This is a genomic window from Geodermatophilus sp. SYSU D01176, from assembly GCF_054050015.1.
The window spans coordinates 105187-130200 of record NZ_JBJGYN010000004.1; the positions used below are offsets into that span (position 1 = coordinate 105187).

Consider the following 25014-nt stretch of genomic DNA (forward strand, 5'->3'; position numbering starts at 1 on the left):
GCCGGGTCTCCCCGTACCGAACTCGGGGTCGTACGCCCGAGCAGTGCGACGGTCGAGGGACCGCGACGGCGCTGGAGCCCCGAGCCCAGCCCCAGCCATCACGCTCTGTGGCCGACCGCGGCCGCTGCGGCAGCACGCCCCGGGGGTGCGGCCGCCTCGCCCGGGCCGCGCGTGGATGTGGGACGTGAGGGCTCCCGTGCGGAGGGTCATGCAGGGCACGCTGTGCCGCTCCCCCTGCCACGCGGTTTGGACGGTCGACATGGGACGTGCGGCTGAGCACCCCACCGGCGGGCCCGTTCCCGCCCTTCTCACGACCCTGCTGCTCACGCTGGGGCTGGTGGTCGGCACGGGGACGGCCGCCACCGGCGCACCTCCGGCCGACGGCGGAGGGCCGAACGCTCACACGGCCGACGGCGGGGGGCCGGACGCTTACACGGGCGAACTGACGCGCGAGCAGCTGGCCATGGTGCTGGACAGCGGGCTCGACCGCCGTGAGGTGCTGACCGCACCCGGTGGGGCTCCCGGCTGGGTACGGGTGGAGGTCGTGCTCGGCGAGCGCAGGGCCAACGCCTTGATGGCGCAGGGCGTGCCGCTGCGGGTACGGACGGCCGCCGCGCAGACCTCTGCCGCGACGGCCGCCGTCTTCCGTCCGTGGAGCGGTGCGGGCGGGTTGCGCGAGGAGTTCGTCGCGCTCGCGGGGTCGCATCCGGACCTGGTGAAACAGGTCGTGATCGGTCGATCCGTCACCGGGCAGGAGATCCTGGCCTTCAAGGTCACGGCGGGCGCCGCCCGGCTCCCGGACGGGCACCGTCCCGCGGTCCTGTACGCCTCCGCCCAGCACGCGCGCGAGTGGATCACCCCCGAGATGACCCGGCGGCTGATGCGCCACGTGCTCGACGGCTACGGCACCGACCAGGAGGTGCGCAGTCTGTTGGACCGCACCGAGCTGTGGTTCGTCCCCGTGGCGAATCCGGACGGCTATGACCACACGTTCACCACCGACCGCTTGTGGCGCAAGAACCTGCGGGACAACGACGGCGACGGCGTGATCACCGAGGTCGACGGCGTCGACCTCAACCGCAACTTCCCGACCCGCTGGGGCTATGACAACGAGGGCTCCTCCCCGTCGCCGGACAGCGAGATCCACCGGGGCCCGGCGCCGTCGTCCGAACCCGAGACGCGCGCCCTGGACGGGCTCATGCGCCGGGTCGACGTCGACTTCCTCGTGAACTACCACTCCGCGGCCGAGCTGCTGCTCTACGGCACCGGCTGGCAGGTCGCCACCCCGACGCCCGACGACGTCATCTACGAGGCGATGGCCGGTGACGACGCCACCCCAGCGGTGACCGGTTACGACCCGGACCTCTCCGCCGAGCTGTACACCACGAACGGCGAGACGACCGAGCACGCCCAGGAGGCGTACGGCACGCTCGGTTTCACCCCGGAGATGTCCACCTGCCAGACGGCCAGCGCAGCCGACCCCGGTGACGCCTTCGAGCCCGATGCCTGCGGGAGCGTGTTCGAGTTCCCCGACTCGGAGCCGCTGGTCCAGGCGGAGTTCATCAAGCACCTCCCCTTCGCGCTCGCGGTGGCCCGATCGGCGCAGGATCCGTCGAACCCCGTCTCGGTCGTGGGCCGCACGGTGCCGGACTTCGTGCTGGACCCCTTCCCCGTCTCCTACGGCACCCCGCAGCCGGTCGCCGTCACGGCCCGGCGCGACCTGCGCAACCTCGAGCTGCGCTTCCGGGTCGACGGCGGGCCGGAACAGCGCGCGACCGTGCGCGAGTGGGCCGGCGGCGAGCGCTACGGGGACGAGGGGGACGTCTACTACGCAGAGTTCCGCGGGGAGGTCCGCGGGGCGAGCGTGGGACAGGACGTCGAGGTGTGGTTCACCGGCGTGCGGCCCGGTCGCGGCCCGGTGACGAGCGAGCGGTTCACCTACACCGTGGGACACGACGGCGGGTCGGTCCTGGTGCTGGCCAACGAGGACTACGAGGGCTTCAACCCCGGCCCGCCGGGTGCGACGACCGCACCCCGGTACGCGCAGCAGTACGTCGACGCGCTCACCGACGCCGGGATCGGCTCCGCCGTGTGGGACGTGTCCGCCCAGGGCGTGCCGCACGACCTCGGGGTGCTCGGTCACTTCGACAGCGTGGTCTGGTACCTCGGCGACAACCGGCTCACCCAGGACGCCGAGGACGTGCTCACCGACGTCCTCGGCGCACCGCTGGAGGACGCGGCCGTCGCCGAGCGGCAGCAGTTCCTGACCCTGGCGGTCCGCGACTACCTCAACGGCGGCGGCACACTCGCACTCGCCGGGGAGACGGCGGGCTACCACGGCGCGCTGGGCACGGGGCTCGGCGGCATCTACTACGGACTGGACGGCGCGCCCGATCAGGACTGCGTGGTGACGGCCGACCCCTTCAGCGACTGTCTGCTGCTCGCCGACGACTTCACCCAGTACTACCTGGGCGCGTTCACCCGGTCGCCGCGCTCGGCGCCGGAGTTCCTCGACGGGACGGGCGCGCCGATCAGGGCCACGAGTACGGAGCTGGGGCCCACGGACAGCAACCCGATCGACGAGGCCGGGACGTTCCTGCCGACGAGCACCGTCCTGCCCGCAGACCAGTTCCCGCAGTTCACGAGCGCCGTCTCCGGCGAGTACCGGGGCGGCCCGCCAGGCAACCTCGAGACCTTCGAGGGCGACTGGTTCGCCGCGGCGGCGCACGCGGACGGCTCGTACATGCGGCTCACCCGAACCGTCGACCTCACGGGCGTCACCGCGGCGCAGACCCCGGCGCTGCAGTTCGCGCTGTCCCACGACGTGGAGGCCGGCTACGACAACGTCATCGTCGAGGCCCACCCCGTCGGCACCGACGCCTGGACGACGCTGCCGGAGGTCGGCGGGCTCAGCGACAGCGGACCGCCGACGGCCTGCGAGGCCGGGGTCCTGCTGGAGCTGCACCCGTTCCTCTCGCACTACCTCACCGGCGGCGACACCTGTCAGCCGACCGGGACCACGGGGGCGTGGAACCGGATCACCGGCACGTCGGAGGGCTGGCAGCAGGTCGGCTTCGACCTGTCCGCCCACGCGGGCGGCCAGGTCGAGGTGGCGATCAGCTACGTCACCGACCCGGCCACCGGCGGGGCCGGGGTGTTCGTGGACCAGACGCGGCTGGTCATCGGTGGCACGGCCGTCGCGCCGGAGGGCTTCGAGAGCGGCCTCGGGCCGTGGACGGTGCCCGGTGCGCCCGAGGGCAGCCCGCCGAACGTCGGGGACTTCGGGCGTGCACAGTCCCAGGTCGGGGCCGCGATCACGACCGAGGACACCGTGCTGCTCGGATTCGGGATCGAGCAGGTGCCCGACCCGACGGCCCGTGCGGCGCTCCTCGGAGGGATCGTGCGCGGCCTGACCGAGGCGTCACCGACGGCGGGCTGAGACGCCAGCACTGCAGCGCCGGGGAGCCCCCTCCGCAGCGACCGTTGCCCTTGACGTCGTGGTGGCCGACGCGAAACCTGGCTGCCCGACCGGTTGGACGCCGCGGCCGATACCACGGCCGCCGAACAGATGGCGGCGTCCGTCGCCACCGGCCGTCCCTACCCAGGTCCGCGCCGAGCCGTCAACGGCGCACCTGCCACCGAGACGGCGAGCCGCCCGGCCGCGTGGCAGCGTGACCGATCCGGGCTCAGCGGCCCGAGGGAGCGGGCGCGCGGCGCACCTGGCCGGTCACCGATCCACCGTCCACGACGAACTCCGATCCGGTGGAGAAGCTGGCCTCCTCGCTGGCGAGGAACACGACCAGCGCCGCCACCTCCTCGGGCTCACCCATCCGCGGGATCGGCTGGACGGCGAGCACCTGGTCGCGCACGGCGGCCATGGCCGGGTCGGTCACCTCGGTCATCGGCGTGCGGGTGACTCCCGGGTGCACCGAGTTGACGCGGATGCCGTCCCGGGCGAGCTCGAGCGCGGCGCTCTTGGTCAGGCCGCGCACACCCCACTTGCTGGCCGTGTACGCCGCCTGCATGGGGAGTCCCACCAGCCCGGACACGGAGGAGATGTTGACGATCGCCCCGCCGCCGGCACGACGGAGCGACGGGATCGCCGCGCGCATGCCGAGGAAGACCCCGGTGAGGTTGACGCCGAGCACCTCGTGCCAGGCCGCCGGATCCATGCCGGCGAGCGGTCCCCAGCGCATGATGCCGGCGTTGTTCACGAGCACACCCACGGGCCCGAAGGCGGACTCCGCGACGGCGACCGCGTCGCGCCACTGGTCGGGGTCGGTCACGTCCAGGTGCACGAAGCGCGCCCGCTCCTCGCCCAGCTCGGTCACGACCTTGGCGCCCTCGACGTCGAGCACGTCCCCGATGACGACGTGGCCGCCTTCCTCGACGACCCTGCGCGCGACGACCGCGCCGATGCCTCGTGCGCCGCCGCTCACCAGAGCCGTCCGACCGTCCAGCTTTCCCATGGTCCCTCCCGGCAGGGCTGCGGGGTCGTACCCGCCGGGGCCCACTGCTGCGGTCGGCCGAGCGGGTCTGATCCGACAGTCTCGGCCCCGGCGCCGTGCCCGACCAGGTGTACCCGCGCCCGGACCTCACAGGCCGGTGTCCGGATCCCACGACGGCGAGCAGGACCGGGGTAGGGGTCCGGCGACGTCGGCGGTCGCGGCGAGTGCGGTCATGGTGCTGCTCGCGCGGCTGGGACACCCGACGATCGGCCTGGTCGTCGCGACCATCGCGGGCGCGGCGCTCCCCCTGCTCGCGCGGTGGCGCGGCTGGCACCTGCCCGAGGCCTACGTGTGGCGGGCCCGGCGGCGTTCGCCCCGGCGGTGACGGGCGTCGGGCTTGGCACCGCAGGTGGACGGCGCAGGACCCCGGCAGCTGTCCCATCGCAGGCCCGTCGGGGTGCATCTCGGGAACCCCACGGGGGCGCAGAGCCGATTAGCCTGACCCCTCGAGCCCAGCTCGATGGGGGCATCTGACATGGTGAGCGTGCAGGCCAGAACGGACACCCGGCATCGACGAACGACCTGCGTGCGCGCCTGAGACGCGCCGTGCTCTCCGGGGAATGGGTGGACCTCGGCTGCGACGACGACCTCCTCCCCGCTCCGGCAGAAGGCCCATGGGGCCCACGGACGTGGATTCCTGCGGAGCTGGTCCGGGAGCTCCTGACACGGCCGGCATCCGATGAGGTCCCGCGAGTCCTGAGGATCAGGCGGGCTGAGATCGTGGGCGACCTCGACCTGGAGTTCGCCGAGCTGACCTGCCCGGTGCAATTCCTGGAGTGCCGCCTCGGTGCCGTGAACCTCTCCGGAGCACAGGGCTCCACGATCTCGTTCGACCGGAGCCTGCTCTCCTCTCTCTGGGCGCGCGGCCTCCACGCAACACAGGACGTTCGGCTCACGGGCGTTCAGTGCATCGAATCCGTGCGCCTCGGTGACGCGAAGGTCGACGGCAACCTGTGGTGCAACGGGACCACCTTCTCGCTGCGGGATCGGAGCAGCCGACCCCTGCGGGGCAGGGGCCGGCTGCCGACGGAGGAGAGCGCTCCGGCGCTGGAAGCGGACAATCTCCAGGTAGGCCACGACATGCTGTGCAACGACATGTCGACGAACGGCAGAGTCCATCTGACTGGCGCCCACGTCGACGGCCGGCTCGTGTGCACCGGCGCCAGACTGCGCGGGAGGCACGGTGGCCCCGCCCTGCTCGCCGACCGCTTGACGGTCGGCGTGGCGATGTCCTGCAACGACGGCTTCGAAGCACGTGGCCTGGTCAGCTTGGTGGGCGCCAGCGTCGGCGGGCACCTGGACTGCGAAGGCGGAACCTTCATCAACCCCTGGGGCCAGGCAGCGCTGTACGCGGACTTCCTCACTGGGGACGGCAACATGTACTGCTCACAGGGCTTCCGCGCCAACGGCGCGGTTGCCCTGGTGGGAGCCAAGATCAGGGGAGACCTGGATCTCAGCGGAGCCGGCCTCGGCTCCGATGCCGAGAGCCCCGCTCTGTACCTCGGATCGTTGGAGGTGGGCGAGAGGCTCGTGATGTGCCCGGCACACTGCGAGGGAACGGTCGACCTCCGAGACGCTCGGTGCAGGACCTTCGTCGACAACCACGTGGCCTGGCAGTCGGAGATGCTGCTCCGCGGCTTCACCTACGTCGACATCCTGCGGGCGCCCGCTGACGATCCCGAAGGTTGGCGCTCGGCCGTCATCCGTTCGACCCTTCGCCGCAGACCCGAGGACAGGGTCGCCTGGTTGTCACGTCAACCTGGGGACTTCATCCCACAACCCTACGAACAACTCGCCTCCGTCTACCGAGCCCAAGGGCATGAATCGATGGCGCGGAGAGTCGGTCTGGCCAAGCATCGCCATCGGCGCAGAACGCTTCCGCCGATGTCCAGAGTCGGCAGTGCGGTACTGGATGCGACGGTCGGATACGGCTACCGCGCCTGGCTGGCCGGCCCGTGGCTCCTCGGGGTGTTCCTGGCGGCGAGCATCTCCTTCGCAGCCCTGTATCCCGACGGCTTCACCACCAAGAGAGGAGCCGGAGAATTCGACCCCTGGCTGTATGCCGCGGACCACCTGCTACCGGTTCTGTCCCTCAGCCAGCACAACGACTTCGCCCCGCAGGGGCTCGCCTCTGTGCTGGTGGTGACCTGCACCGTCGTCGGGTGGCTGCTGACGTCCGTGTTCGTCCTGTCCCTCACCGGCGTCATCCGGCGGGATTGAGCACGTCGGTCCTGCTGCGACCCGAGGTGGTCCACACCGTGGACCACCTCGATCGCCGGCCGGGGCAGTCCCTGACGCCATGAGTCCTGGGGAGAACTCAGCACGTTCCGGGTTGTCGAGAACGTGGCGCCGGCGCCGTCCTGGGGACATCAGTGGCCACGACAGGCCGCGCGACGGAGAAGGAGAACCACCATGGCGATCCAGCGGATGGAACACGTCAGCGTCGTCGTCGACGACCTCGAGGCCGCCAAGGCGTTCTTCTTCCAGCTCGGGATGGAGCTGGAGGGCGAGGCGCCGATCGAGGGACGTTGGGTGGACCGCGTCAACGGGCTCGACGGCGTCCGGGTCGACATCGCGATGATGCGGACCCCGGACGGCCACGGCCGGCTCGAGCTGACGAAGTTCCACACCCCGAAGGCGATCAGCGCTGAGCCGGAGAACGCACTGGGGAACACGCTGGGCCTACGTAGCGTCATGTTCGCCGTCGACGACATCGACGCCACTGTCGCCGGCCTGCGGGCCCACGGCGCGCAACTCGTCGGCGAGGTGGTGCAGTACCAGGACAGCTACCGGCTCTGCTACGTCCGCGGTCCCGAGGGGATCATCGTCGCGTTGGCCGAGCAGCTCAGCTGACCCCGGGCTCGCACCGCGCGCCGCTGCCGTAGTGGTGCCAGCTCGGGCACTGCGGCGGTCCCGGGACCACCCAGGACGCCGAGCGCCGCAGCCGGGAGGACCAGCACCGACAGCAGCCCGCCGAACGCCAGCACTGTGGCCTTGGGAGCGGACGGCCGGCCGGTCTCCGTGCCGGTCGCGCGGCCGTGACCAGGAAGGGCAGGGAGGTGGCCTGCAGCAGCCCGGCGGCGACGGCCCGCCCGCCCCCGGGGAGCGGCGGTACAGCACCGCGGGCAGGCCGCGGACGACGAGCAGCGCGACCAGGAACACCGGCACCTGCAGCAGCCCGTCGGCTCCTCCAGCCGGCCCCGCAGGTCCAGCCGCACCCCTGGACGCGCCGTCACGGCCTGACCGGCACCGGACGCCCGACGTCGAGGGCCCCGGAGCGGCAGGCGAGCCGGAGCCGTGACCCGGTGGGCCGAACCGGCCTCGCCGCGGCCCCGCCCGTCCGCCGGAGGACCTGTCGCAGCGCGCCTGCCCGGGACGGATCTCGCCCCGTCGACTCCGTCGGGTGACCACGGAGTCCGGTCCCCTCGTGTATCAGGGCTCGGTTCGGCCGTCTCTTGTCCGTGTTCTCGCCCCGTGCTCACCCGGAGATGGTCATGCAGACTCCGTCCACCGTCCTCGCCCCTGCGCCGCGCCGCGCCGCCGACCAGGAGGTCCGTCTCCCCGGGGACCTGGTGGACCGGATCGTCCGCACGACGACCACGGTGCACGCTGCCGGGCTGAAGTCCTTCGGGCTGCTCGTCGCGGACCCGTCGGCCCCCGGCTTCCCCTTCACCGCGACGGATGTCGTCTTCTTCGACCCGGCGAGGAACCAGCGGAACGACCCGGAGCTGCGGCCTGCCTTCGAGGCGCAGGGCGCGTACTTCCGCACCTACGACGACGCCGGTTTCGTCGCCGACCCGGCCGAGGTGCTGGAGGTCCACCGCTGGTTGGACGCCTCCGCCCTGGAGGCGGTCGCCCTCTTCCACGTGCACCGCCGCCAGCCGGCCAACTTCTCCCTCATCGACTTCCGGCTGCACAACCCGGCCTACGCGTGGCACCTGATCATCTCGCTGCGCGATCCGGCGCACCCGGACCTGCGACCGTTCGCGGTGCGGAAGGACCCCCTCTCCGAGTTCGGCATCGGCGCGCAGGACGACAACGAGAGCAGCGAGCAGTCCTACACGGGCCCCGAGGTCACCGAGCTCCGGCTCGTCGTCGACGCCACGGGGGACGTCGGTGCACCGGTGTCCCCGCCTGCCGCCTGACCCGCTCCGGGCTCGGGATCCCGCGCCGTCGGTCCGCCCCGGAGCGCCGGGCGCGTGCGTGCGGGACGCGACGGCTGCGTGGCGGTCGGTGTCCGGGGTGCGGCAGGGTCCAGCGGTCCGGGTCATCTCCGCGTTCCGGGAGACCGGACCACCATGACGGGGCAGGGCGCGGCCGTGACGGCGTGCAGACCGACCGACCCGAGCAACAGCCCGGCCCACCCCGAGCGCCCGCGCGACCCCACGACCAGCAGGTCGGCGCCCTCGGCGACATCGAGCAGGACGTCCCAGTCGATCCCCTCGCGGGCTTCCGCGCGGACCCGGTCGCCGGGGCGGGCGTCCAGCCCAGCACCCCGCAGGCTCTCGCGCAGCGTCGCCTCCGCCTGCTCCGCCAGCGTGCTGTCCGGTACGACCCAGGGCAGGCCGCCGTACCCGGACACGGTGTCGGCCCAGGCATGGACGACGTGCAGTTCCGCGTCGCGCAGTTCCGCCTCGGCGCGGGCGAGGCGGACCGCGGCGACCGAGTGCTCGGAACCGTCCACGCCCACGACGACCCGCCGGAGCTCCGGGGTCCTCTCCCCCGGGTCGTCGCCGCGGACGACGACGACCGGGCACGCCGCGTACTGGGCGCACTGCTGGCTCACCGAGCCCACCAACAGCCCCCGCACGCCGCCCAGGCCGCGCGAGCCCACGACCAGCAACCCGTCGTCCCCGGCGAGGTCGATCAGCGACCCCGCGGGGTGGCCGTACCGGACCTCGGTGGCGACCGGTGTCGCCGAGGTCCCCGTGGCCTGTGCCGCCTCGGCGGCGTCGCTCCGCATCCGGTCCTCGACGGCCCGCTCGAACTCCGAGACGGTCGTGGGCCCGTCACCGTCGTCTCCCGGCCGTCCGCCGCTCCAGACCGTGACCGCGCGGACCCCGACCCGGCGCAGTCGCGCCTCTCGCAGCGCCCACGCCAGCGCCCGGCCGGACCCGTCGGATCCGTCGACGCCCACGACGACCTCACGGACGTCGTCGCCCCGCTGCGTCATCGGGCGCGAGAGGGGGCCGACGCCGATCCGGCACCCGAGCGCACCACGGCGACAGGGCACGGCGCGTGCCGGACGCCCCGGTCGCTGACCGAGCCGAGCACGAGCCCTGCGGAGCCGGCACGGGCGGCCGACGGCAGCGCCTCCTGCGCGCACCGCGACCCGTCATGCCCGACCAGTACCTCACCGGGGCCGTCGGCCACCCGGGTCCCGCCCTCGTCCCACTCTTCGTCGCTCTGCTCGGTCACGAAGCGAACCTAAGGTCATCGGGAGACGACGTCCCGTGACCCAAGGACCCGTGGGCCCGGGCCCTTGGTCCCAGGTCCCGCAGTCGACTCAGGTGTGCAGGACCGCCGCACCGCCGAAGCGCCCGTGGGCCAGGTCCGACAGCGCCCGCGGAGCGTCGTCCATGGCGTAGGCGACGGTGGTGGCACGGACGCCCAGGCGGCCCGCCAGCCGGAGGAACTCCTCGCCGTCGCGGCGGGTGTTGGCGGTGACGCTGCGCAGCCGGCGCTCCAGGAACAGCTCGGCGGTGTAGTCCAGCGCCGGGATGCGGGAGAGCCAGATGCCGGCGACGGCGAGCGTCGCGCCGCGGTCCAGTGCCCGCAGTGCGACCGGGACGAGGTCGCCGGCCGGGGCGAACAGGATGGCGCCGTCCAGCGGCTCGGGGGGCGCGTCGGTGGCACCGCCGACGGAGTCGACGCCGAGCTCGGCGGCCAACCGGCGGTTGTGTTCCCCCCGGGTGAGCACGTGCACCCGCAGGCCCTGCGCGAGCGCGACCTGGGCGGTGAGGTGGGCGCTGCCACCGAAGCCGTAGATGCCGAGCCGGCCGCCGGGTGGCACGTCGGCGCACCGGAGGGCCCGGTAGCCGATGAGGCCGGCGCACAGCAGCGGCGCGGCCTGCTCGTCGTCCAGCCCGTCCGGGAGCGGGTAGGCGAAGCCCTCGTCGACCAGGCAGGCGTCGGCGTAGCCACCGTCGAGGTCCCAGCCGGTGAAGACCGGTGCCGTGCAGAGGTTCTCCGCGCCGCGCCGGCAGAACCGGCAGCTGCCGTCGGTACCGCCCAGCCAGGGCACCCCGACCCGGTCCCCCACGGCGAACCGGGCAGTGCCCGGGCCGAGGGCCGCGACCCGGCCGACCACCTCGTGCCCCGGCGTCACCGCGGGCCGCCGGGGTGGCAGGTCGCCCTCGGCCAGGTGCAGGTCGGTGCGGCACACGCCGCAGCAGACGACGTCGACCCGCACCTGCCCCGGCCCGGGCACCGGCTCGCCCCGATCGACGCGCCGCAGGGGGCCGCCCTCGACCGGGCCCGGTACACCGACCACCCAGGCACGCACCGCTGTCCCCCTGCCTACGGGGTCAGACCCGCGCCGGGACGCCGGACGCCTGCTCGGGGACGGCGACGCGCGAGGGCTCGGGACGGACCACCAGCACCGGGCAGGAGGCGTGCACGGCGCAGTGCAGCGCCACCGAGCCGAGCACCATGCCGGTCAGGCGACTGCGGCTCCGGCTGCCCACGACGAGCAGCTCGGCGCCCTCTGCCCGGCGCACCAGCACCTCACCGGCCTGGCCCACCTCGGTGACCACGGAGACGTCCTGACCGAGCGGCGCGCCGAGGACCTCTGCCACGAGACGCTCGACACGCCGCCGGAACTCCGGCATGGACTCGTCGAAGGTCGGCGGCGGGACGACGGCGGCCACGTCGCTCCAGTACACGACCGGCTGGTACGTGGCGACCACCTCGAGTGCCGCTCCACGCCGCCTGGCCTCCTCGGCCGCCCGCCCCAGCGCGGTCCGGGACACCGGTGAGTCGTCGAACCCCACGACCACACGGGCGGCGACCGGCTGCAGCGGCGCGTGCACCACGACGACCGGACAGGGAGCGTGCGTCGTGCAGTGCAGTGCGACGGAGCCCAGCAGGGTGCTGCGGACGCCGCCCCGCCCGCGGCTGCCCACGACCAGCAGGCGCGCACCCCGGGCCAGTCGCACCAGGTGCTCGGCGGGCTCCCCGGCCGCGACCTCAAAGAAGACCTCGACGGCCGCGACCCGCGGCACCGCGGTCACCGCCGGGTCGCTCATCGCCCGGGCGACGAAGGCGCGGGCGCGGGCCCCGGTGTCCGACCGGAGGGTCTCGATCCGGCGGGCGTCGATCAGGAGCGGGTCGTGCCAGTAGTCGTCGACCGGGAAGGCGCTGACCACCTCGACGTCCGCGCCGGAGCGGGCGGCCTCCGCCAGGGCCCAGACCAGCGCGGCGAAGGCACCCGGGGAGCCGTCGACGCCCACCACGACCCGGGCGCTGTCCGGTGTCCCCGCCTCGCTGCCCACGCGTCGTGCCGTCCCCGTGTCCGTCGGCTCACTGGTCACGCCGCCCACCCCTGCCCTCTGCTCCGCTGCTGCCCTCTGCTCCGCTGCCTGGTTGCCGAGCCTGGCGCGGCACACCCGACGGGGGCTGCGGTCGGTCGGCCCCACCCCGCAGGACCTTCTACCCACGCGAGTGCGGCGCGAGCTCGGGCACGCAGGCGTGAAGACCCGTCCCCGGGCGGCAGGCGGATCGCGGACTCGAACCTGGCACGGCACCGTGTGCCGCTCCAGGGCCGGCCGGCGGCGGTTCCCCGGATCCCGCCGTAGCCGTGGCTACGGCCGGTCTGGCCGATGGCGACGGCCCCCCGGCTGCCCCTCCGCCCGCCGGAACGGGGCCGGGGGCGATTCCCCGTGCACGCGTGCGGCGGCGGCGTGCCGTTCCGACCCGCCGACGACGGCGCGGCGGTCGGGGTCGGAGGCGGCGCAAGCGGCGAGCAGAGCGGCGAGCGCGGTCGCAGCGGCGGCGAGGACGCGGTGGGCGCGGCGTGGTCAACGCACGGGGGTCTCCGAGACGGTGCAAAGGGCCACGCGGCAAGGCTGCGGCGGAACGGGCCCGCAGGCCCGCCCCGCCGCGGCATCCGGTCAGCCGCCGAGCTCGGTGAGCATCTGCTGCATCTCGGTGATCTCGGCGGTCTGGCTGTCGCGGATCGACTCGGCCAGTGCGATCGCGTCGGCGTTCCGCCCGCCGGCGATCTCGGTCTCGGCCATCTCGACCGCGCCCGTGTGGTGCTCGATCATCTGCTCGAGGAACAGCCGGTCGAAGTCGGTGCCGGTGGCGTTCATCAGCGCGTGCATGTCCTGCTCGGACACCATCCCGCCGTCCATGCCCACCATCCCGTCGTCCATGTGATCGGGGTCGGCGTCCCACTCGCCGAGCCAGCCGGACAGCGTCTCGATCTCCGGCTGCTGGGCCGCCTCGATGCGGGCGGCAAGGTCGAGGACGCGGGGGTCCTCGGCTCGATCCTCGGCCAGCCGGGCCATCTGGATGGCCTGCTGGTGGTGCGGGATCATGTTCCGGGCGAAGGCGACGTCGGTGTCGTTGACGGTGGCCTCGGCATCGTCCGGGGCGCTGGTCGAGGCGTCGGTGGTGCCCATCATCGGGCCGTCGTGCGCGGCGTCGGGATTGTCGTCGCCGCAGCCGGCGAGCAGCAGGGTGCCGGCGACGAGGGCGGCGGCCAGGCCGCCGAGGCGTGCGGTGGTGCGGTTCATGGTCGTGCGTCTCCTGACTGGTGCGTGGTCGAGGGTGTGCGCGGACCGCCTCCCCGCCGGCGGGTGCCGGGACGGGGCGGTCGGGCGGTCGGCCTAGATCCGCAGCAGGCAGAGCGCGGACAGACCCGGGGGTCGCGGCGTGCGCGACCTGAACCGGGCGCGGGCGTGCGTCAGCGCGGGCGAGGTCAGGTGCGCCAGTCGGGGTGCGAGCACGGCGAGCAGGACGGCGAGGCCGGCGGCGAGCACCGCCAGGCAGGCCGTCCACAGGTGTCCGGCCGCGTCGTGTGGCGCTCCACCGTGCCCAGCGGAGGCTGGAGCCGCGGTGACCGCGGTGTCGGGCGGTCCGGCGTGGCCGGCGCCGGTGGCGTGCACCGTGTCCGTCGGATCGGCGAGGATGGTGGGCGCTGTGGCGGGCAGCTGGGAGTGGATGGGGCCGAGCCCGGTCGCCCCGACGGCCGGATGGGAGGCGGAACCGGCGCCCTCGGCGGCCGCGGTGCACTGGGCGCCGTGCACGGTGAAGACGGCGGCCAGCAGCAGCAGGGCTGTCCACAGACGTACGGTCACGACTCCCCCTTCCTCAGAGGCCGGGCGGCCTTCCCGGTGGGTGCCGGGGAGGCCGCCGTCGCCGTCGTCAGCGGGCCACCGGTTCGGGCGCCGGCACAGCGGTGGTGGTGGCCGCGGGCGCCGGCGGGGCCGCGGGCAGCCGTAGCCGCTTGAGCAGCAGCGCGTTGACCGCGACCAGGACGCTGGACCCAGACATCGACAATGCCGCGATCTCCGGTCGCAGGACGAGTCCGAGCGCCGGCTCGAACACCCCGGCGGCGATCGGCAGCGCGATGGCGTTGTAGCCAACGGCCCAGCCCAGGTTCTGCCGCATCTTGCGCAGCGTGCCGCGGCCGATCGTCAGCGCGGTCGGGACGTCGAGCGGGTCGGAGCGCATCAGGACGACGTCTGCGGTCTCGATCGCCACGTCGGTGCCCGCCCCGATGGCGATGCCCAGGTCGGCCTGCGCCAACGCCGGAGCGTCGTTGACCCCGTCGCCGACCATCGCTACCCGCTTTCCGGCCCCCTGCAGCTCGGTGATCTTCGCGGCCTTGTCGCCGGGCAGGACCTCGGCGATGACGGTGTCGATGCCCAGCTGACCGGCGATCCGCCGGGCGGTGGCCTCGTTGTCGCCGCTGAGCATGACGACCTCGACGCCGGCCTCGCGCAGCGCGGCCACCGCGGCGGCCGAGGTCTCCCGCGCGGCGTCGGCGAGGGCGATCACACCGACGGCCCGGCCGTCGACGGCGACCAGGACCGCGGTGCGCCCGCTGCCCGCGAGCTCGTCCCGGCGCACACCGAGCGTCCCGAGGTCGACGCCCTCGTCGGCCATCAGCTTGGCGTTGCCGACCAGCACCCGCCGGCCGGCGACCTCGGCGGACGCGCCGTGGCCGGGCACGTTGCGGAACCCGGTGGCGGTCAGTGCCGGAACGTCGAGGGCGTCGGCGTGCCGGGCGACGGCGGCGGCGAGCGGGTGCTCCGACTCCCGCTCCACGGCGGCGGCCAGGGCCAGAACGTCGTCCGGCGCCATCCCGTCGACGACGACGTCGGTGAGCTCCGGCTCGCCCTTCGTCAGGGTGCCGGTCTTGTCCATCACCACGGTGTCGATGCGGGCCGAGGTCTCCAGTGCGGTGGCGTTCTTGAACAGCACGCCGCGCCGGGCGCCCAGCCCGGTGCCGACCATGATCGCCGTCGGCGTGGCCAGGCCCAGCGCGTCCGGGCAGGTGATCACCACGACCGTGATCGCGAACAGCATGGCCATGGCGAATGTCGCCCCGGCCAGCAGCCACACGGCCAGCGTGAGACCGCCGCCGATCAGTGCCACCAGCACCAGCCAGAACGCGGCCCGGTCGGCCAGCCGCTGACCGGGTGCCTTCGTGTTCTGCGCCTGCTGCACCATGGCGACGATCTGCGCCAGCGCGGTGTCGGCACCGACCTTCGTCGCGCGGGCCCGCAGCGTGCCGGTGGTGTTCACCGAGGCGCCGATGACCTCGTCGCCGGTCGCCTTGTGCACCGGCAGGCTCTCGCCGGTGACCATCGACTCGTCGACCTCCGAGTCGCCGTCCTCGACCACGCCGTCGACGGGGATCTTCGCGCCCGGCCGGACCAGCAGCAGGTCCCCGACCGCTACCTCGGCAGTCGGCACCTCCACCGGCTGCCCGTCGCGGATCACCACCGCGCGCGGCGGTGCCAGCTCCAGGAGCGCGCGGATGGCGTCGTTCGCCCCGCCGCGGGCGCGCATCTCGAACCAGTGCCCGAGCAGCACGAAGGCGGTGAGCACGGTGGCGGCCTCGTAGAACACCTCGCCACCACCGGTGAGCGTGATGACCAGGCTGTACAGCCATCCGGCCGCGACCGCGACGGCGACCAACACCATCATGTCTAGCGTCCGGGCGCGGAGCGCCCGCCAGGCCCCGTCGAAGAAGATCCAGGCCGAGTAGAAGACCACCGGCAGCGAGAGGACCAGCGAGAAGACGTCGTCCCGCAGGCCGAACGGCGCCGGGGTGGTGAAGCCGAACACCTCCCGGCCGATGGGTGACCACAGCAGGATCGGCACGGAGAGCACCGCTGCGACCAGGAAGCGGTTGCGCATGTCGCGGACCATGTCGTCCATCGACATGCCCGCGTGGTGCCCGCCGTGGCCCATCGCCTCCTGCGGCGTCATCCCGGCGGAGCCTTCGTGCCTCGCCTGGTGGCCGCCGTGGTCGGCGTCGTCCGGCGTCGCCTCCGCAGGGGCCTCCGTGGTGCGGTGGCGAAGGTGACCGGCCGCGCCGCCGTGTCGGGGTTCGATGGCCGGATCGCAGACGTGCTGCGGCACCGACTGGCCGGCGCAGTGGTAGCCGCACTCGCGCACCCAGCCGGACAGCGCGGCGACCGAGGCCTGCCGCGGGTCGTAGGTCACGACCGCGGTCTGCGCGACCGGGTTGGCCGCCACCGCCAGCACCCCGGGTCGCCGGCCGAGGACCCGCTCGACGACCGCCTTCTCCGTCGCCCAGTGCACTCCGGCGACCTCGAGCACGACCGTCTGCTGTTCCGTGCCCATCACCGCTCCTCGCTCGCGTCCGGCCTCTCGAGCCCTGCCCGCCATACCGTGCCCCGGGAGGGTATAAAATCCAAGGGGCACCGCCCGACCGCCGGGTACGCGCCGCCCGCCCGGTGGGGTTCCGTCGCGCAGTTCGTGGACGTCGGACGGCGGCCGGCGCCGGTCGACGTCGGCCGCCGGCTGCGGCCCTCGTCCTCGCTGATCTCGCTGCAGGCGAGGCGCTCGGCGAACAGCTCCTCCGAGGACACCGGCCGCCGCCGCGGTCGGCCGTCCGGGGCGACGCGGCGGTGAGCAGCCGGTCGGGGCGCAGTCGGCCACTGGTTCGACTCCGATCGAAGGACCGGCCATCAGGCCTCTCCTCCTGCCCGCACCGGTCAGCCGGACACGCTGCCCCCGGTCGGCCGGGAGTCGACAGGGCCGGACGGCCCCACGTGGAGGGGCCGTCCGCGGGTCACGCGGGACCGGCCATGGCCGAGCCCACCCGACAGCTCGTCCGCCCGGCGGGCACCTGCGCCGCTCGACCCCCTTCACGCAGCGCCGGAGGACCCGCGCGATCGGGCGCATCGACTCTGCTCCGCCGCACCGGCCGCACCTAGCGTCGGGCCTCGTCCTCGGGGTTCCAGCGCAGACGACGTGAGGTGGACTCGAATGGTCAGCGCGCCGGCGGACGTCCGCCAGAACCGGTCACCCCGGACCACCCGTCACCCCGGACCACCCGGAGCCGATTCGCACGTCGCGGGGGCGCTGAGCGGGGTCCGGGGCCGTCGAGCGCAGCACACCCCGACACATCGAGGAAAAGCCACCACCTCGTGACACCTCGATCCCCCGCCGGGAGTTCCACACGGAGAGGACCGTGAGATGGGAACGATCAGTCCCTTCACGGACAACAACCTGAACGAGCAGGGTTTCGAGTATCTCGACCAGGAGGCCAAGTCCCGGTATGCGTTGCCTCTGCGGTTCACACCGGCCGTCGCCACCACGCTGGTCGTGATCGGCCTGGTCCTCCGGTCCCCGGCCTGGCTCGCGTCAATGGCTCTGGTCGCCCTCAGTGGAGCTCTCTTCCCCCGCGGCATGGTCATCGACCTGGTCTACAACTTCGGCGTTCGCCACCTGTTCGGCGCCCCCCCGCTGCCGCCGACACCGAAGCCGCGACGGTTCTCCTATGTCCTCTCCGCGAGTGCGTTGACGGGCTCCGCCCTGTCCTTCGCGTTCGAACTGCCGGTGTTGGGGTTCGTCCTCGGCGGATTCGTCGTCCTCGGGGCCGCGACCCTGACCACGACGCTCTGGTGTCTCGGCTCGTGGATCTACAGGATGGTCTTCGGCCGTCGTTCCGCAGCCGATCCTCGGTTCACCGTCCACCTCGGTCGGGCTCCCGTCGGGTAGGGAGCCTCGGCCACCGGACAGCGGGCCGAGGGAGCGACACCCCGTCGCGGTGTCGGACCTGAGCTCCGCTGAGTCAGTGCTCGTGCGGGGCGACCACCAGGGGCCGCTTGCGGGCGCCGTTCTGCCCGTCCGGATGCATACGCGGCGGAACGACGAAGGTCCCCTCTCCGGGCCTCACAGCGGGGGGGCGGCCGGATCAGCTGCCGGGCGGACGCGGCCGGCACGTCAGGCGGTCGCAGCCTCGAGGGACGACGTCCGGCTGCCCGCCGAGCGCACCACCATGACCGGGCACGGTGCGTGCATGGCGCAGTGCAGGGCCACCGAGCCCAGCAGGATGCCGCGCACCGGGCCGTGCCCGTGGCTGCCGACCACCAGCAGGTCCGCGCCGGTGGCCATGTGCACCAGCACGTCCTGCGCCGCACCCTCGACGACCTCGAGACGGACGTCGGGCACGGATGCGCCGGCCGGCCGCTCGGCGAGCACCTCGCGCACCACCACCTCCGCGGCGGCGCGGACCTCGGCGCGGACCTGCTCGGCCGTCGGGGTCAGGACGGAATAGAGGTCGGTCCAGTGGTCGGCCAGCACGTACGAGGCCACGACGTCCACTTCGGCCGTGGCCCGAGCGCCCTCGTCCACGGCCGCGGCGAGGGCCGCCCGGGCGGCGTCCGACCCGTCCAGGCCGACCACCACGCGGGCTCCTCCGCCGGTCCCCTGCGGCGTCGGGTGCACGACCACCACCGGGCACCGCGCATGGGTGACGCAGTGCAGGGCCACCGAGCCGAGCAGTGCGCTGCGGACCGCGCCCCGCCCACGGCTGCCGACCACGAGCAGGCCGGCGTCGTCGGACCGCTCGGTCAGCTCGACGGCGGCCGGGTCGGGAGCGGCCACGATCCGCGTCCGCACCGAGCCCGGGCCCCCGTCCACCGCGATGTCCTGCTGCCCGGCCACGTCGTGCAGCAGGTCCAGGGCCCGCTTCTCGGTGTCCTCCCGGATCCCGGCGAGGTCCCGGAAGGCGACCGGGGCACCGGTCATCCAGTACAGCTCGGCGGCGTAGCTGGCGACGAGCTCCAGGTCCGCTCCGCGTCGGGACGCCGCCGTCAGGGCGTACCGGAGGGCGTCCCGCGAGCCCGGCGAGCCGTCCACCCCCACGACCACCGTGCCGGTGCCCGCAGGTGGGGTGGCCGCGTCCGCGCCGATGTCCATGGGTCCTCCTCGGTCCTGCCCGGCGGGTCGCCGGGTCGTCGTCCCGCGACCCTGGACCGAGGCAGCCGGCACCGTCCGGGGCCGTGCGTCCCGCCCGGCAGGGACACACGTCCCTCCCCTGCGGAGGGAGGGACGGAGGTCCCGCCCCACGCCCGTCCGCCGACCCTGGGAGCCGACCGGCCGGGCTCCTAGCGTCCGGCGCAGGAACCCGCCGTGGAGGAGGAGCCGTGCAGGCCAGAGACGTCATGACCCGCGAGGTCGTCACCGTAGGACCGGAGACCCCTGCCAAGTACGCCGCTGAGGTCATGGCCGAGCACGGCTTCGCCGCACTGCCGGTCGTCGACGACGACGGCCAGCTCGTCGGCATCGTCGCCGAGGCCGACGTCCTGCGGGACCGGATGCCGCCGGACCCCCGGCTCCACCTGCGCCGGGACGACGGAGCGGAGGACAGGGCCGTGTCCCTGCTGGTGTGCGGGGTGATGACCTCCGACGTCCGGTGCGTCGAGCCCGTGGCGGACGTGGCCGACGTCGCGCGGGTCTTCGTCGACGAGCGGCTGCGCAGCGTGCCCGTGGTCGACGGTGGCCGGCTGGTGGGCATCGTGAGCCGTCGTGACCTGCTGCGGGCCCTGGTCCGCCCGGACGAGGAGATCCGCCACGAGCTGCTGCGCCTGGTGGAGGGCTACACCGGCGCCCTCGACGCCTGGGAGGTCACCGTCACCGAGGGCCTGGCCACCATCCGCCGCATCCGTGGCCGCCCCGAGCCGACGGCCGAGGTCGAGCAGCGGGCGCTGTCCGCTCTCGCCCGGACGGTCCGCGGGGTCGTGGGCGTCCGGGTCCTCCCGGCCGTGGACGTGCCGGCCCGGGACACCACCCGTGCCGCTGCCACGAACGCCTGAGGAGACGACGATGACGTCCCTCCCACGGTCCCGTCCCGTGGTCGTCGGCATCGACGACTCCGACGGCAGCCGGGCGGCTCTCGCGTTCGCGACCGAGGAGGCGCGGCGGCGGAACGCGCCCCTGCGACTGCTGCACGCGCTGTCCTGGCCGTTGCGCGGCACCGCCGCCGTCTCGCCGGACGCGCGACTGCGGGCGGCGCTCGAGGCCGGGGCGCAGACGCTCCTGCGCACGGCCGCGGGCGAGGCGGCCGACGTCCTCGGCCGTGACCGGGTCAGCTGGTCGGTCGCCGACGGCGATCCGGTCACGGCCCTGCGCACGGCCTCCTCCCAGGCGCAGCTGCTCGTGGTCGGCAGCCGGGGCGTGGGTGGCGTCGCCGGCCTGCTGCTGGGGTCCACCGCCAACGGGCTCGTGACCGACGCCGCCTGCCCGGTGGTCGTGCTGCCGGACCCGACGTCGGTCGTCGTCTCCCCGCGCACCTCGGTCGTCGCCGGTGTCGAGGGCCGTCCGGGGGACGAGGCGGTCCTCGCCTTCTCCTTCGCCGAGGCGGCGGCTCGCGGCACGGACCTGGTGGCGGTGCACGCCTGGCAGGACGCGGCCCTGGAGACGTCGTTCGAGTCGATGAGCCCGCTCGTCGACTGGGCCGGCGTGCTCCTCGACGAGGAGCGGGTGCTCGCCGAGGCTCTGGCCGGCTGGCGCGACAAGGAGCCCGACGTGCCCGTCCGGGAGGTCGTGATCCGGGAGCGCACCGCACGGGCGCTGGTGTCGGTGTCCTCGACCGCGGAGCTCCTGGTGGTGGGGCACCGCCACCGCCGGCCACTGGCCCGGCTCGGGTCGACGACCCACGGCGTCCTGCACCGGGCCGGGTGCCCCGTGGCGGTGGTCCCGGTCGCCACCGACGGCCACCGTGGCGCTGCCCGGGGCTCCGGCTGAAGATCCCGCCCGGAGGACCCCATGCCCACCACCGACCCCGACCGGGTCGTCGTGCCGCTCGACGACGACGAGTGCCGGGATCTCCTGTTCGGCGGCCGGCTCGGCCGGCTCGCCTTCACCCGGAACGCCCTCCCGGCGATCCAACCCGTCTGCTACTGCCTGCACGACGGCGAGGTGGTCATCCCGGCGCTGCCCGACAGCCCGTTCCTGCCGAGGACGCCGGGCACGGTGGTCGCCTTCGGGGTCGACACCCTCGACGGGGACACCGGGACGGGGTGGAGCGTGACCGTGGTCGGCCCGTCCCGAGCGGTCGACGACCCGGCAGAGACGGCGGTCCTCGACGCTCTGCCCTGGTCCCCCGCGAGGTGGACGGGCGACGGCCGGTACGTCGCACTGGAGATCGGGTTGCTGAGCGGGTGGCGTGCCGAGCCCCGTGCCACCTGACCGGCGTCCCCGGAGTCGCGCGCCCGGCTCTCCGGTGACCGGCGTCCCAGCCCTCCGCGGTACGACCGGGTTCCTCCCTGCGCCGCGACGTGCCAGTCTCGGTGGGGGGGTGACCACACGATGCCGACCCGGCAGCACGCCACTGGTCCGAACGGTCCGACCACCGACTCGCCGCTCGCCGGCATGCGGCTCACCGAGCTGCTCGAGGAGGTGCAGGACCGGCTGGCGGCGGTGTCCCGGAACCAGGCACGCGTCCAGCACCTGCTGGACGCCTTCCTCACCGTCTCCACGGGACTGGACCTCGAGGCGACCCTGCGGCGCATCGTCGAGGCGGCCACCGACCTCGTCGATGCACGCTACGGGGCACTGGGCGTGCTGGCGCCCGAGGGCGGGCTGGCGGCCTTCATCCACGTGGGCATCGACGACGAGCTGGCCGCACGGATGGGTCACCTACCCGAGGGCAAGGGCGTGCTCGGCCAGCTGATCACTGCGCCCTACCCCCTGCGCATCGCCGACCTCAGCCAGCACCCGGCCTCCGTGGGCTTCCCCCCGCACCACCCCGCGATGCACACCTTCCTCGGCGTCCCGGTCCTCGTCCGGGGCGAGGTCTTCGGCAACCTCTACCTGACGGAGAAGCGGAACGGCGAGTTCACCGCCGAGGACGAGGCAGTCCTCACCGCGCTCGCCGGTGCGGCCGGCATCGCCATCGACAACGCCCGTCTGTACGAGGAGGCCGAGGAGCGTCGGCGGTGGACGACCGCGATCTCCGAGGTGCGGGCCGGCCTGCTCGACGCCCCGTCGCCCGACGAGGCACTGCGCTTGGTGGCCACGCGGATCTGCGAGCTCACCCGAGCCGAGGGTGTCTGGATCGTCGTCGGCCCCTCCCCTGACGACGGCGCCTTCGACGTCCGGGTCCAGGTCGGAGAGGGCCTCGACGACCTGACCGGTCAGCGGTTGTCGGCCGAGGACAACCCGGTCCTCGAGGCGGTGGGGGCAGCCGATGGCGTCGTGGCCGTCGATCTCCGGGGGGTCGACCACCGGGGGCCCAACGCCCACGTGGACTGGGGGCCCTGCATCGCCGTCCCCCTCCGCGGCACCCACAGCGAGCAGGCCGTCGTCATCGCGGCGCGCCGTGCCGGGGCCCCGGCGTTCGACGCGACCACCACTCCCTTGGTCGCCGCCTTCGTCGACCAGTCGGCCGCCGCGCTCGACCTCGCCGCGCGTCAGCGGTTCGCGCGCCAGCTGGACGTGTACGAGGACCGCGACCGGATCGCCCGTGACCTGCACGACCACGTCATCCAGCGGGTGTTCGCCGCGGGCCTGAGCCTGCAGTCGGTCGTCCCCCGCATCCAGGACCCCGACGTCAAGCGCCGGATCGGCCAGGTGGTCGGACAGCTCGACGAGACCGTCCGGGACATCAGGACGACGATCTTCGACCTGCACAGCACCGCGGACGTCGACCGGTCGGCGAGCCTGCGGCGACGGGTGCTCGACATCGTCACCGAGACGGCCGAACCCGACCTGCGTCCGACCGTGCGCATGTCCGGCGCCGTGGACAACCTGATCACCGGCGAGCTGGCCGCCGACGTCGAGGCCGTCACCCGGGAGGCGGTGAGCAACGCCGCCCGGCACTCCGGCGCCGACCACGTCACCGTCACCCTCGACGTCACCGACGAGGTGGTGCTCGAGGTGACCGACGACGGGCGCGGCATCGACCCCCGCGCCGCCCGCAGCGGCCTGCGCAACCTGGAGGAGCGCGCCCTCCGGCGGGGCGGTGGGGCGAGCGCGGAGGCGCTGCCGGACGGCGGCACCCGGCTGCGCTGGTGGGCGCCCCTGCGCTGAGAGGGCCAGCCGGGTCAGCTGTGGTGCGACCCCGTAGAGGAGCCCCGCAGCTCGGTGGCGAGCACCGCAGCCTGGGTGCGGCGCTCCAGGCCGAGCTTGGCCAGCAGGTGGGACACGTAGTTCTTCACGGTCTTCTCGGCGAGGAACATGCGCTCACCGATCTGCCGGTTGGTCAGCCCCTCGCCGATGAGCTCCAGCACCGTGCGTTCCTGCTCGCTGAGCGCGGCCAGCGGGCCGGCCGGCTCGGCGGCCCGGCGCAGCCGCTCCATCACCGCGGTCGCGGCCGTGGGATCCAGCAGCGAGCCGCCGGCCGCCACCGCCCGCACGCCGCTGACGAGGTCCTGGCCGAGGATCTGCTTGAGCAGGTAGCCCGAGGCACCGGCCATGATCGCCTCGAAGAGCGCCTCGTCGTCGCTGTAGCTGGTCAGCATGATGACCTTGAGTTGCGGCATCTTCGAGCGCAGCTCGCGACAGACCGAGACGCCGTCCCCGTCGGGCAGCCGGACGTCGAGGATGGCGACGTCCGGCTTGAGGGCGGGCACCCGGGCGAGGGCCTCCGAGGCGTTCTTCGCCTCCCCGACCACGGTGATGCCCGGGTCGCCCTCCAGGATGTCGGCCACACCGCGACGGACCACCTCGTGGTCGTCGAGCAGGAAGACCTTGATCGCACCCGTTCCCTCGGTCACCAGCCACCCACTCCTCGCACCACCGCAACCGTGCCTCCCGCCAGCACGCTGCCGCGAGGCCGTCGCGACAGGCTAGGCCCGGCGACCGGCCCGGGCGGCAGGGACCAAGGTCCCTGCCGGGTAGGGACCCGCGCCCCTCCGTGCCGTCCCCGGGCCCACCTGTAGGGCCCTTGGTCACCAGGCGAGGAGGACCCTGGCCCTCGGCGCCCTGCTCGTCCACCGCGCACCGTCACGCCTGTGACCGAGCCGGATCTAGCCGCCCTCCGCCCGATGGGCGCGCACCCGGGCCGGGCCGTCTCCCGCCGGTCGGACGGACGCCCCCGAGCTGGGCGGCTGTCCGCCGGAGCGGCTCTCCTGGGAACCGGCGCGGTGGTCCTCGCGGCCCACGACCTGCCGGCCCCGGGGCACATCGGCTCCTCGGCGGTCACCACTCCCCCTGGCGCCGGAACCGTCACCCTCGCTGTCCTGGCCGTCGTCCTCCTCCTCGCCGCCCGGTCGATCCGCCACCGGCCGGCGGCCGGCCCGCTGGTGACCCTGGCCGCGTCCTCGGCGGTCGGGTACCTCGCGGTGGGAGCCGCGCTCGGGCCCGACCGGGCCGGACCGACGGACGACGTCGCAGAGACCCGGCCCCTGGCCCTGGCCGTCGCCTTCCTCGCCGCCGTCATGGCCGTCACCTCGTGGCGCGCGCTACCGGCCGGCTCGGTGACCCTGGAGCGCAGGACCCGGGTGCTGGTGGGCGTGCTCCTGCTCACCGCGGTGTGGGGGCTGCTCCTGGCGCGGCACCTCACGGTGCGGGTCCCTGCCGAGGGGATCCCCGTCCGGAGCGCCGACGCCCTCGCCGATCTGGTGGTCCTCCCCGCCGCGACCGCGGCCGGCGCCGCACTCCTGGCCCGTGTCGCCTGGGCCGCCGCAGCGGCGTTCGCCTCCTCCGGGTGCCTTGCTGTCGTCGGTCTGGTCGCGCTGGTCGAGGCGTGGTCCCGGAGCACGGGGACGCCCGCGGGTACCCCGTGGTCGGTCACGGCCCTGGCGGTCACCGCCGCCGTCCCCGCCGCGCTGTGCTGGACCGCTGTCGTCCGAACCGGGCGGCAGTTCTGGCGCGAACTGCCGGCCACTCCGGCGGTGCCGGTCCCCGCTCCGCGGCCCCGGCTCCTCCCCGTGCCTCGGAGCTCCCTGGACGACTCCGTGCCCGTGCCGGCGCCGACGTCGACCTCGACGTCGACGGTGGAGCGAAGGGCTCGCCGATCCGGGACCTAGGGCCCCGTCGCCGCAGGGCCGCCGTCCGCAGGATCGGCGTCAGT

The 25014-nt window shown here is 74.1% G+C and carries 22 protein-coding genes; 12 read left to right on the top strand and 10 right to left on the bottom strand.

Annotated features, from left to right (window positions below; translation table 11 throughout):
* Nucleotides 1-259: 259 nt before the first annotated feature.
* Nucleotides 260-3439, top strand: a complete 3180-nt coding sequence (locus ACI78Z_RS04330) for a M14 family zinc carboxypeptidase (protein WP_457035288.1) — start codon at nucleotides 260-262, stop codon at nucleotides 3437-3439.
* A gap of 247 nt (nucleotides 3440-3686) precedes the next feature.
* On the opposite strand, the gene ACI78Z_RS04335 is transcribed toward ACI78Z_RS04330, so the two are convergent.
* Nucleotides 3687-4469 carry an SDR family NAD(P)-dependent oxidoreductase gene (locus ACI78Z_RS04335; protein ID WP_457035289.1) on the bottom strand — a complete coding sequence of 261 codons (783 nt, stop codon included), beginning with the start codon at nucleotides 4467-4469 and terminating at the stop codon, nucleotides 3687-3689.
* A gap of 136 nt (nucleotides 4470-4605) precedes the next feature.
* Here ACI78Z_RS04335 and ACI78Z_RS04340 point away from each other — a divergent pair, with 136 nt between their 5' ends.
* The 4 genes from ACI78Z_RS04340 (at nucleotide 4606) to ACI78Z_RS04355 (ending at nucleotide 8653) form a co-directional block, all read left to right on the top strand.
* The gene (locus tag ACI78Z_RS04340; RefSeq protein WP_457035290.1) at nucleotides 4606-4833 is read left to right on the top strand and encodes a hypothetical protein; all 228 of its coding nucleotides are present in this window, start codon (nucleotides 4606-4608) and stop codon (nucleotides 4831-4833) included.
* 395 nt (nucleotides 4834-5228) lie between these two features.
* Nucleotides 5229-6728 carry a hypothetical protein gene (locus tag ACI78Z_RS04345; protein WP_457035291.1) on the top strand — a complete coding sequence of 500 codons (1500 nt, stop codon included), beginning with the start codon at nucleotides 5229-5231 and terminating at the stop codon, nucleotides 6726-6728.
* A 192-nt stretch (nucleotides 6729-6920) separates the two neighbouring features.
* Nucleotides 6921-7361, top strand: a complete 441-nt coding sequence (locus tag ACI78Z_RS04350; RefSeq protein ID WP_457035292.1) for a VOC family protein — start codon at nucleotides 6921-6923, stop codon at nucleotides 7359-7361.
* Between the two features lie 641 nt (nucleotides 7362-8002).
* The gene (locus ACI78Z_RS04355; RefSeq protein WP_457035293.1) at nucleotides 8003-8653 is read left to right on the top strand and encodes a hypothetical protein; all 651 of its coding nucleotides are present in this window, start codon (nucleotides 8003-8005) and stop codon (nucleotides 8651-8653) included.
* Nucleotides 8654-8775: 122 nt separating this feature from the next.
* Here ACI78Z_RS04355 and ACI78Z_RS04360 read toward each other — a convergent pair whose 3' ends face one another.
* The 7 genes from ACI78Z_RS04360 to ACI78Z_RS04390 form a co-directional block, all read right to left on the bottom strand.
* Entirely contained in the window at nucleotides 8776-9681 is a 906-nt protein-coding gene (locus tag ACI78Z_RS04360) for a universal stress protein (RefSeq protein ID WP_457035294.1), read from the bottom strand.
* A complete protein-coding gene (locus tag ACI78Z_RS04365; protein ID WP_457035295.1) occupies nucleotides 9678-9926 on the bottom strand; it encodes a universal stress protein in 249 nt (82 codons plus the stop codon). The genes ACI78Z_RS04360 and ACI78Z_RS04365 overlap by 4 nt, the downstream gene beginning before the upstream one ends.
* 88 nt (nucleotides 9927-10014) lie before the next feature.
* Nucleotides 10015-11013, bottom strand: a complete 999-nt coding sequence (locus ACI78Z_RS04370) for a zinc-dependent alcohol dehydrogenase family protein (protein WP_457035296.1) — start codon at nucleotides 11011-11013, stop codon at nucleotides 10015-10017.
* A 22-nt stretch (nucleotides 11014-11035) separates the two neighbouring features.
* The gene (locus ACI78Z_RS04375; protein ID WP_457035297.1) at nucleotides 11036-12040 is read right to left on the bottom strand and encodes a universal stress protein; all 1005 of its coding nucleotides are present in this window, start codon (nucleotides 12038-12040) and stop codon (nucleotides 11036-11038) included.
* Nucleotides 12041-12619: 579 nt separating this feature from the next.
* Nucleotides 12620-13246 carry a DUF305 domain-containing protein gene (locus ACI78Z_RS04380; protein ID WP_457035298.1) on the bottom strand — a complete coding sequence of 209 codons (627 nt, stop codon included), beginning with the start codon at nucleotides 13244-13246 and terminating at the stop codon, nucleotides 12620-12622.
* Between the two features lie 93 nt (nucleotides 13247-13339).
* Entirely contained in the window at nucleotides 13340-13810 is a 471-nt protein-coding gene (locus tag ACI78Z_RS04385) for a hypothetical protein (protein ID WP_457035299.1), read from the bottom strand.
* Between the two features lie 67 nt (nucleotides 13811-13877).
* Nucleotides 13878-16331, bottom strand: coding sequence for a heavy metal translocating P-type ATPase (locus ACI78Z_RS04390; protein ID WP_457035300.1), 2454 nt, complete (start codon nucleotides 16329-16331; stop codon nucleotides 13878-13880).
* 48 nt (nucleotides 16332-16379) lie between these two features.
* On the opposite strand from ACI78Z_RS04390, the gene ACI78Z_RS04395 reads away from it, so the two are divergent.
* A complete protein-coding gene (locus ACI78Z_RS04395; protein WP_457035301.1) occupies nucleotides 16380-16622 on the top strand; it encodes a hypothetical protein in 243 nt (80 codons plus the stop codon).
* Between the two features lie 567 nt (nucleotides 16623-17189).
* A complete protein-coding gene (locus ACI78Z_RS04400; protein WP_457035302.1) occupies nucleotides 17190-17714 on the top strand; it encodes a DUF4395 family protein in 525 nt (174 codons plus the stop codon).
* A 225-nt stretch (nucleotides 17715-17939) separates the two neighbouring features.
* Here ACI78Z_RS04400 and ACI78Z_RS04405 read toward each other — a convergent pair whose 3' ends face one another.
* Entirely contained in the window at nucleotides 17940-18917 is a 978-nt protein-coding gene (locus ACI78Z_RS04405) for a universal stress protein (RefSeq protein WP_457035303.1), read from the bottom strand.
* A gap of 227 nt (nucleotides 18918-19144) precedes the next feature.
* Here ACI78Z_RS04405 and ACI78Z_RS04410 point away from each other — a divergent pair, with 227 nt between their 5' ends.
* The 4 genes from ACI78Z_RS04410 to ACI78Z_RS04425 all read left to right on the top strand — a co-directional run bounded on the left by ACI78Z_RS04410 (nucleotide 19145) and on the right by ACI78Z_RS04425 (nucleotide 23030).
* Complete coding sequence (locus ACI78Z_RS04410; RefSeq protein WP_457035304.1) at nucleotides 19145-19813, top strand: CBS domain-containing protein; 669 nt, start codon at nucleotides 19145-19147, stop codon at nucleotides 19811-19813.
* Nucleotides 19814-19823: 10 nt separating this feature from the next.
* On the top strand, nucleotides 19824-20744 hold the full coding sequence (locus ACI78Z_RS04415) for a universal stress protein (protein WP_457035305.1): 921 nt from the start codon (nucleotides 19824-19826) through the stop codon (nucleotides 20742-20744).
* A 21-nt stretch (nucleotides 20745-20765) separates the two neighbouring features.
* Nucleotides 20766-21188, top strand: a complete 423-nt coding sequence (locus ACI78Z_RS04420; protein WP_457035306.1) for a pyridoxamine 5'-phosphate oxidase family protein — start codon at nucleotides 20766-20768, stop codon at nucleotides 21186-21188.
* Between the two features lie 120 nt (nucleotides 21189-21308).
* Complete coding sequence (locus tag ACI78Z_RS04425) at nucleotides 21309-23030, top strand: GAF domain-containing protein (protein WP_457035307.1); 1722 nt, start codon at nucleotides 21309-21311, stop codon at nucleotides 23028-23030.
* 14 nt (nucleotides 23031-23044) lie between these two features.
* Here the strand turns inward: ACI78Z_RS04425 and ACI78Z_RS04430 are convergent, their stop codons facing one another.
* Nucleotides 23045-23716, bottom strand: coding sequence for a response regulator (locus tag ACI78Z_RS04430; RefSeq protein WP_457035308.1), 672 nt, complete (start codon nucleotides 23714-23716; stop codon nucleotides 23045-23047).
* Between the two features lie 237 nt (nucleotides 23717-23953).
* Here ACI78Z_RS04430 and ACI78Z_RS04435 point away from each other — a divergent pair, with 237 nt between their 5' ends.
* Nucleotides 23954-24970, top strand: a complete 1017-nt coding sequence (locus ACI78Z_RS04435) for a hypothetical protein (RefSeq protein ID WP_457035309.1) — start codon at nucleotides 23954-23956, stop codon at nucleotides 24968-24970.
* Nucleotides 24971-25014: the final 44 nt, after the last annotated feature.

Coding starts and splice junctions, on each gene's coding strand:
- ACI78Z_RS04330 (WP_457035288.1), top strand. CDS start 260: ATGGGACGTGCGGCTGAGCACCCCACCGGCGGGCCCGTTCCCGCCCTT.
- ACI78Z_RS04335 (WP_457035289.1), bottom strand. CDS start 4,469: ATGGGAAAGCTGGACGGTCGGACGGCTCTGGTGAGCGGCGGCGCACGA.
- ACI78Z_RS04350 (WP_457035292.1), top strand. CDS start 6,921: ATGGCGATCCAGCGGATGGAACACGTCAGCGTCGTCGTCGACGACCTC.
- ACI78Z_RS04355 (WP_457035293.1), top strand. CDS start 8,003: ATGCAGACTCCGTCCACCGTCCTCGCCCCTGCGCCGCGCCGCGCCGCC.
- ACI78Z_RS04360 (WP_457035294.1), bottom strand. CDS start 9,681: ATGACGCAGCGGGGCGACGACGTCCGTGAGGTCGTCGTGGGCGTCGAC.
- ACI78Z_RS04380 (WP_457035298.1), bottom strand. CDS start 13,246: ATGAACCGCACCACCGCACGCCTCGGCGGCCTGGCCGCCGCCCTCGTC.
- ACI78Z_RS04390 (WP_457035300.1), bottom strand. CDS start 16,331: ATGGGCACGGAACAGCAGACGGTCGTGCTCGAGGTCGCCGGAGTGCAC.
- ACI78Z_RS04400 (WP_457035302.1), top strand. CDS start 17,190: ATGGGAACGATCAGTCCCTTCACGGACAACAACCTGAACGAGCAGGGT.
- ACI78Z_RS04405 (WP_457035303.1), bottom strand. CDS start 18,917: ATGGACATCGGCGCGGACGCGGCCACCCCACCTGCGGGCACCGGCACG.
- ACI78Z_RS04415 (WP_457035305.1), top strand. CDS start 19,824: ATGACGTCCCTCCCACGGTCCCGTCCCGTGGTCGTCGGCATCGACGAC.
- ACI78Z_RS04420 (WP_457035306.1), top strand. CDS start 20,766: ATGCCCACCACCGACCCCGACCGGGTCGTCGTGCCGCTCGACGACGAC.
- ACI78Z_RS04425 (WP_457035307.1), top strand. CDS start 21,309: ATGCCGACCCGGCAGCACGCCACTGGTCCGAACGGTCCGACCACCGAC.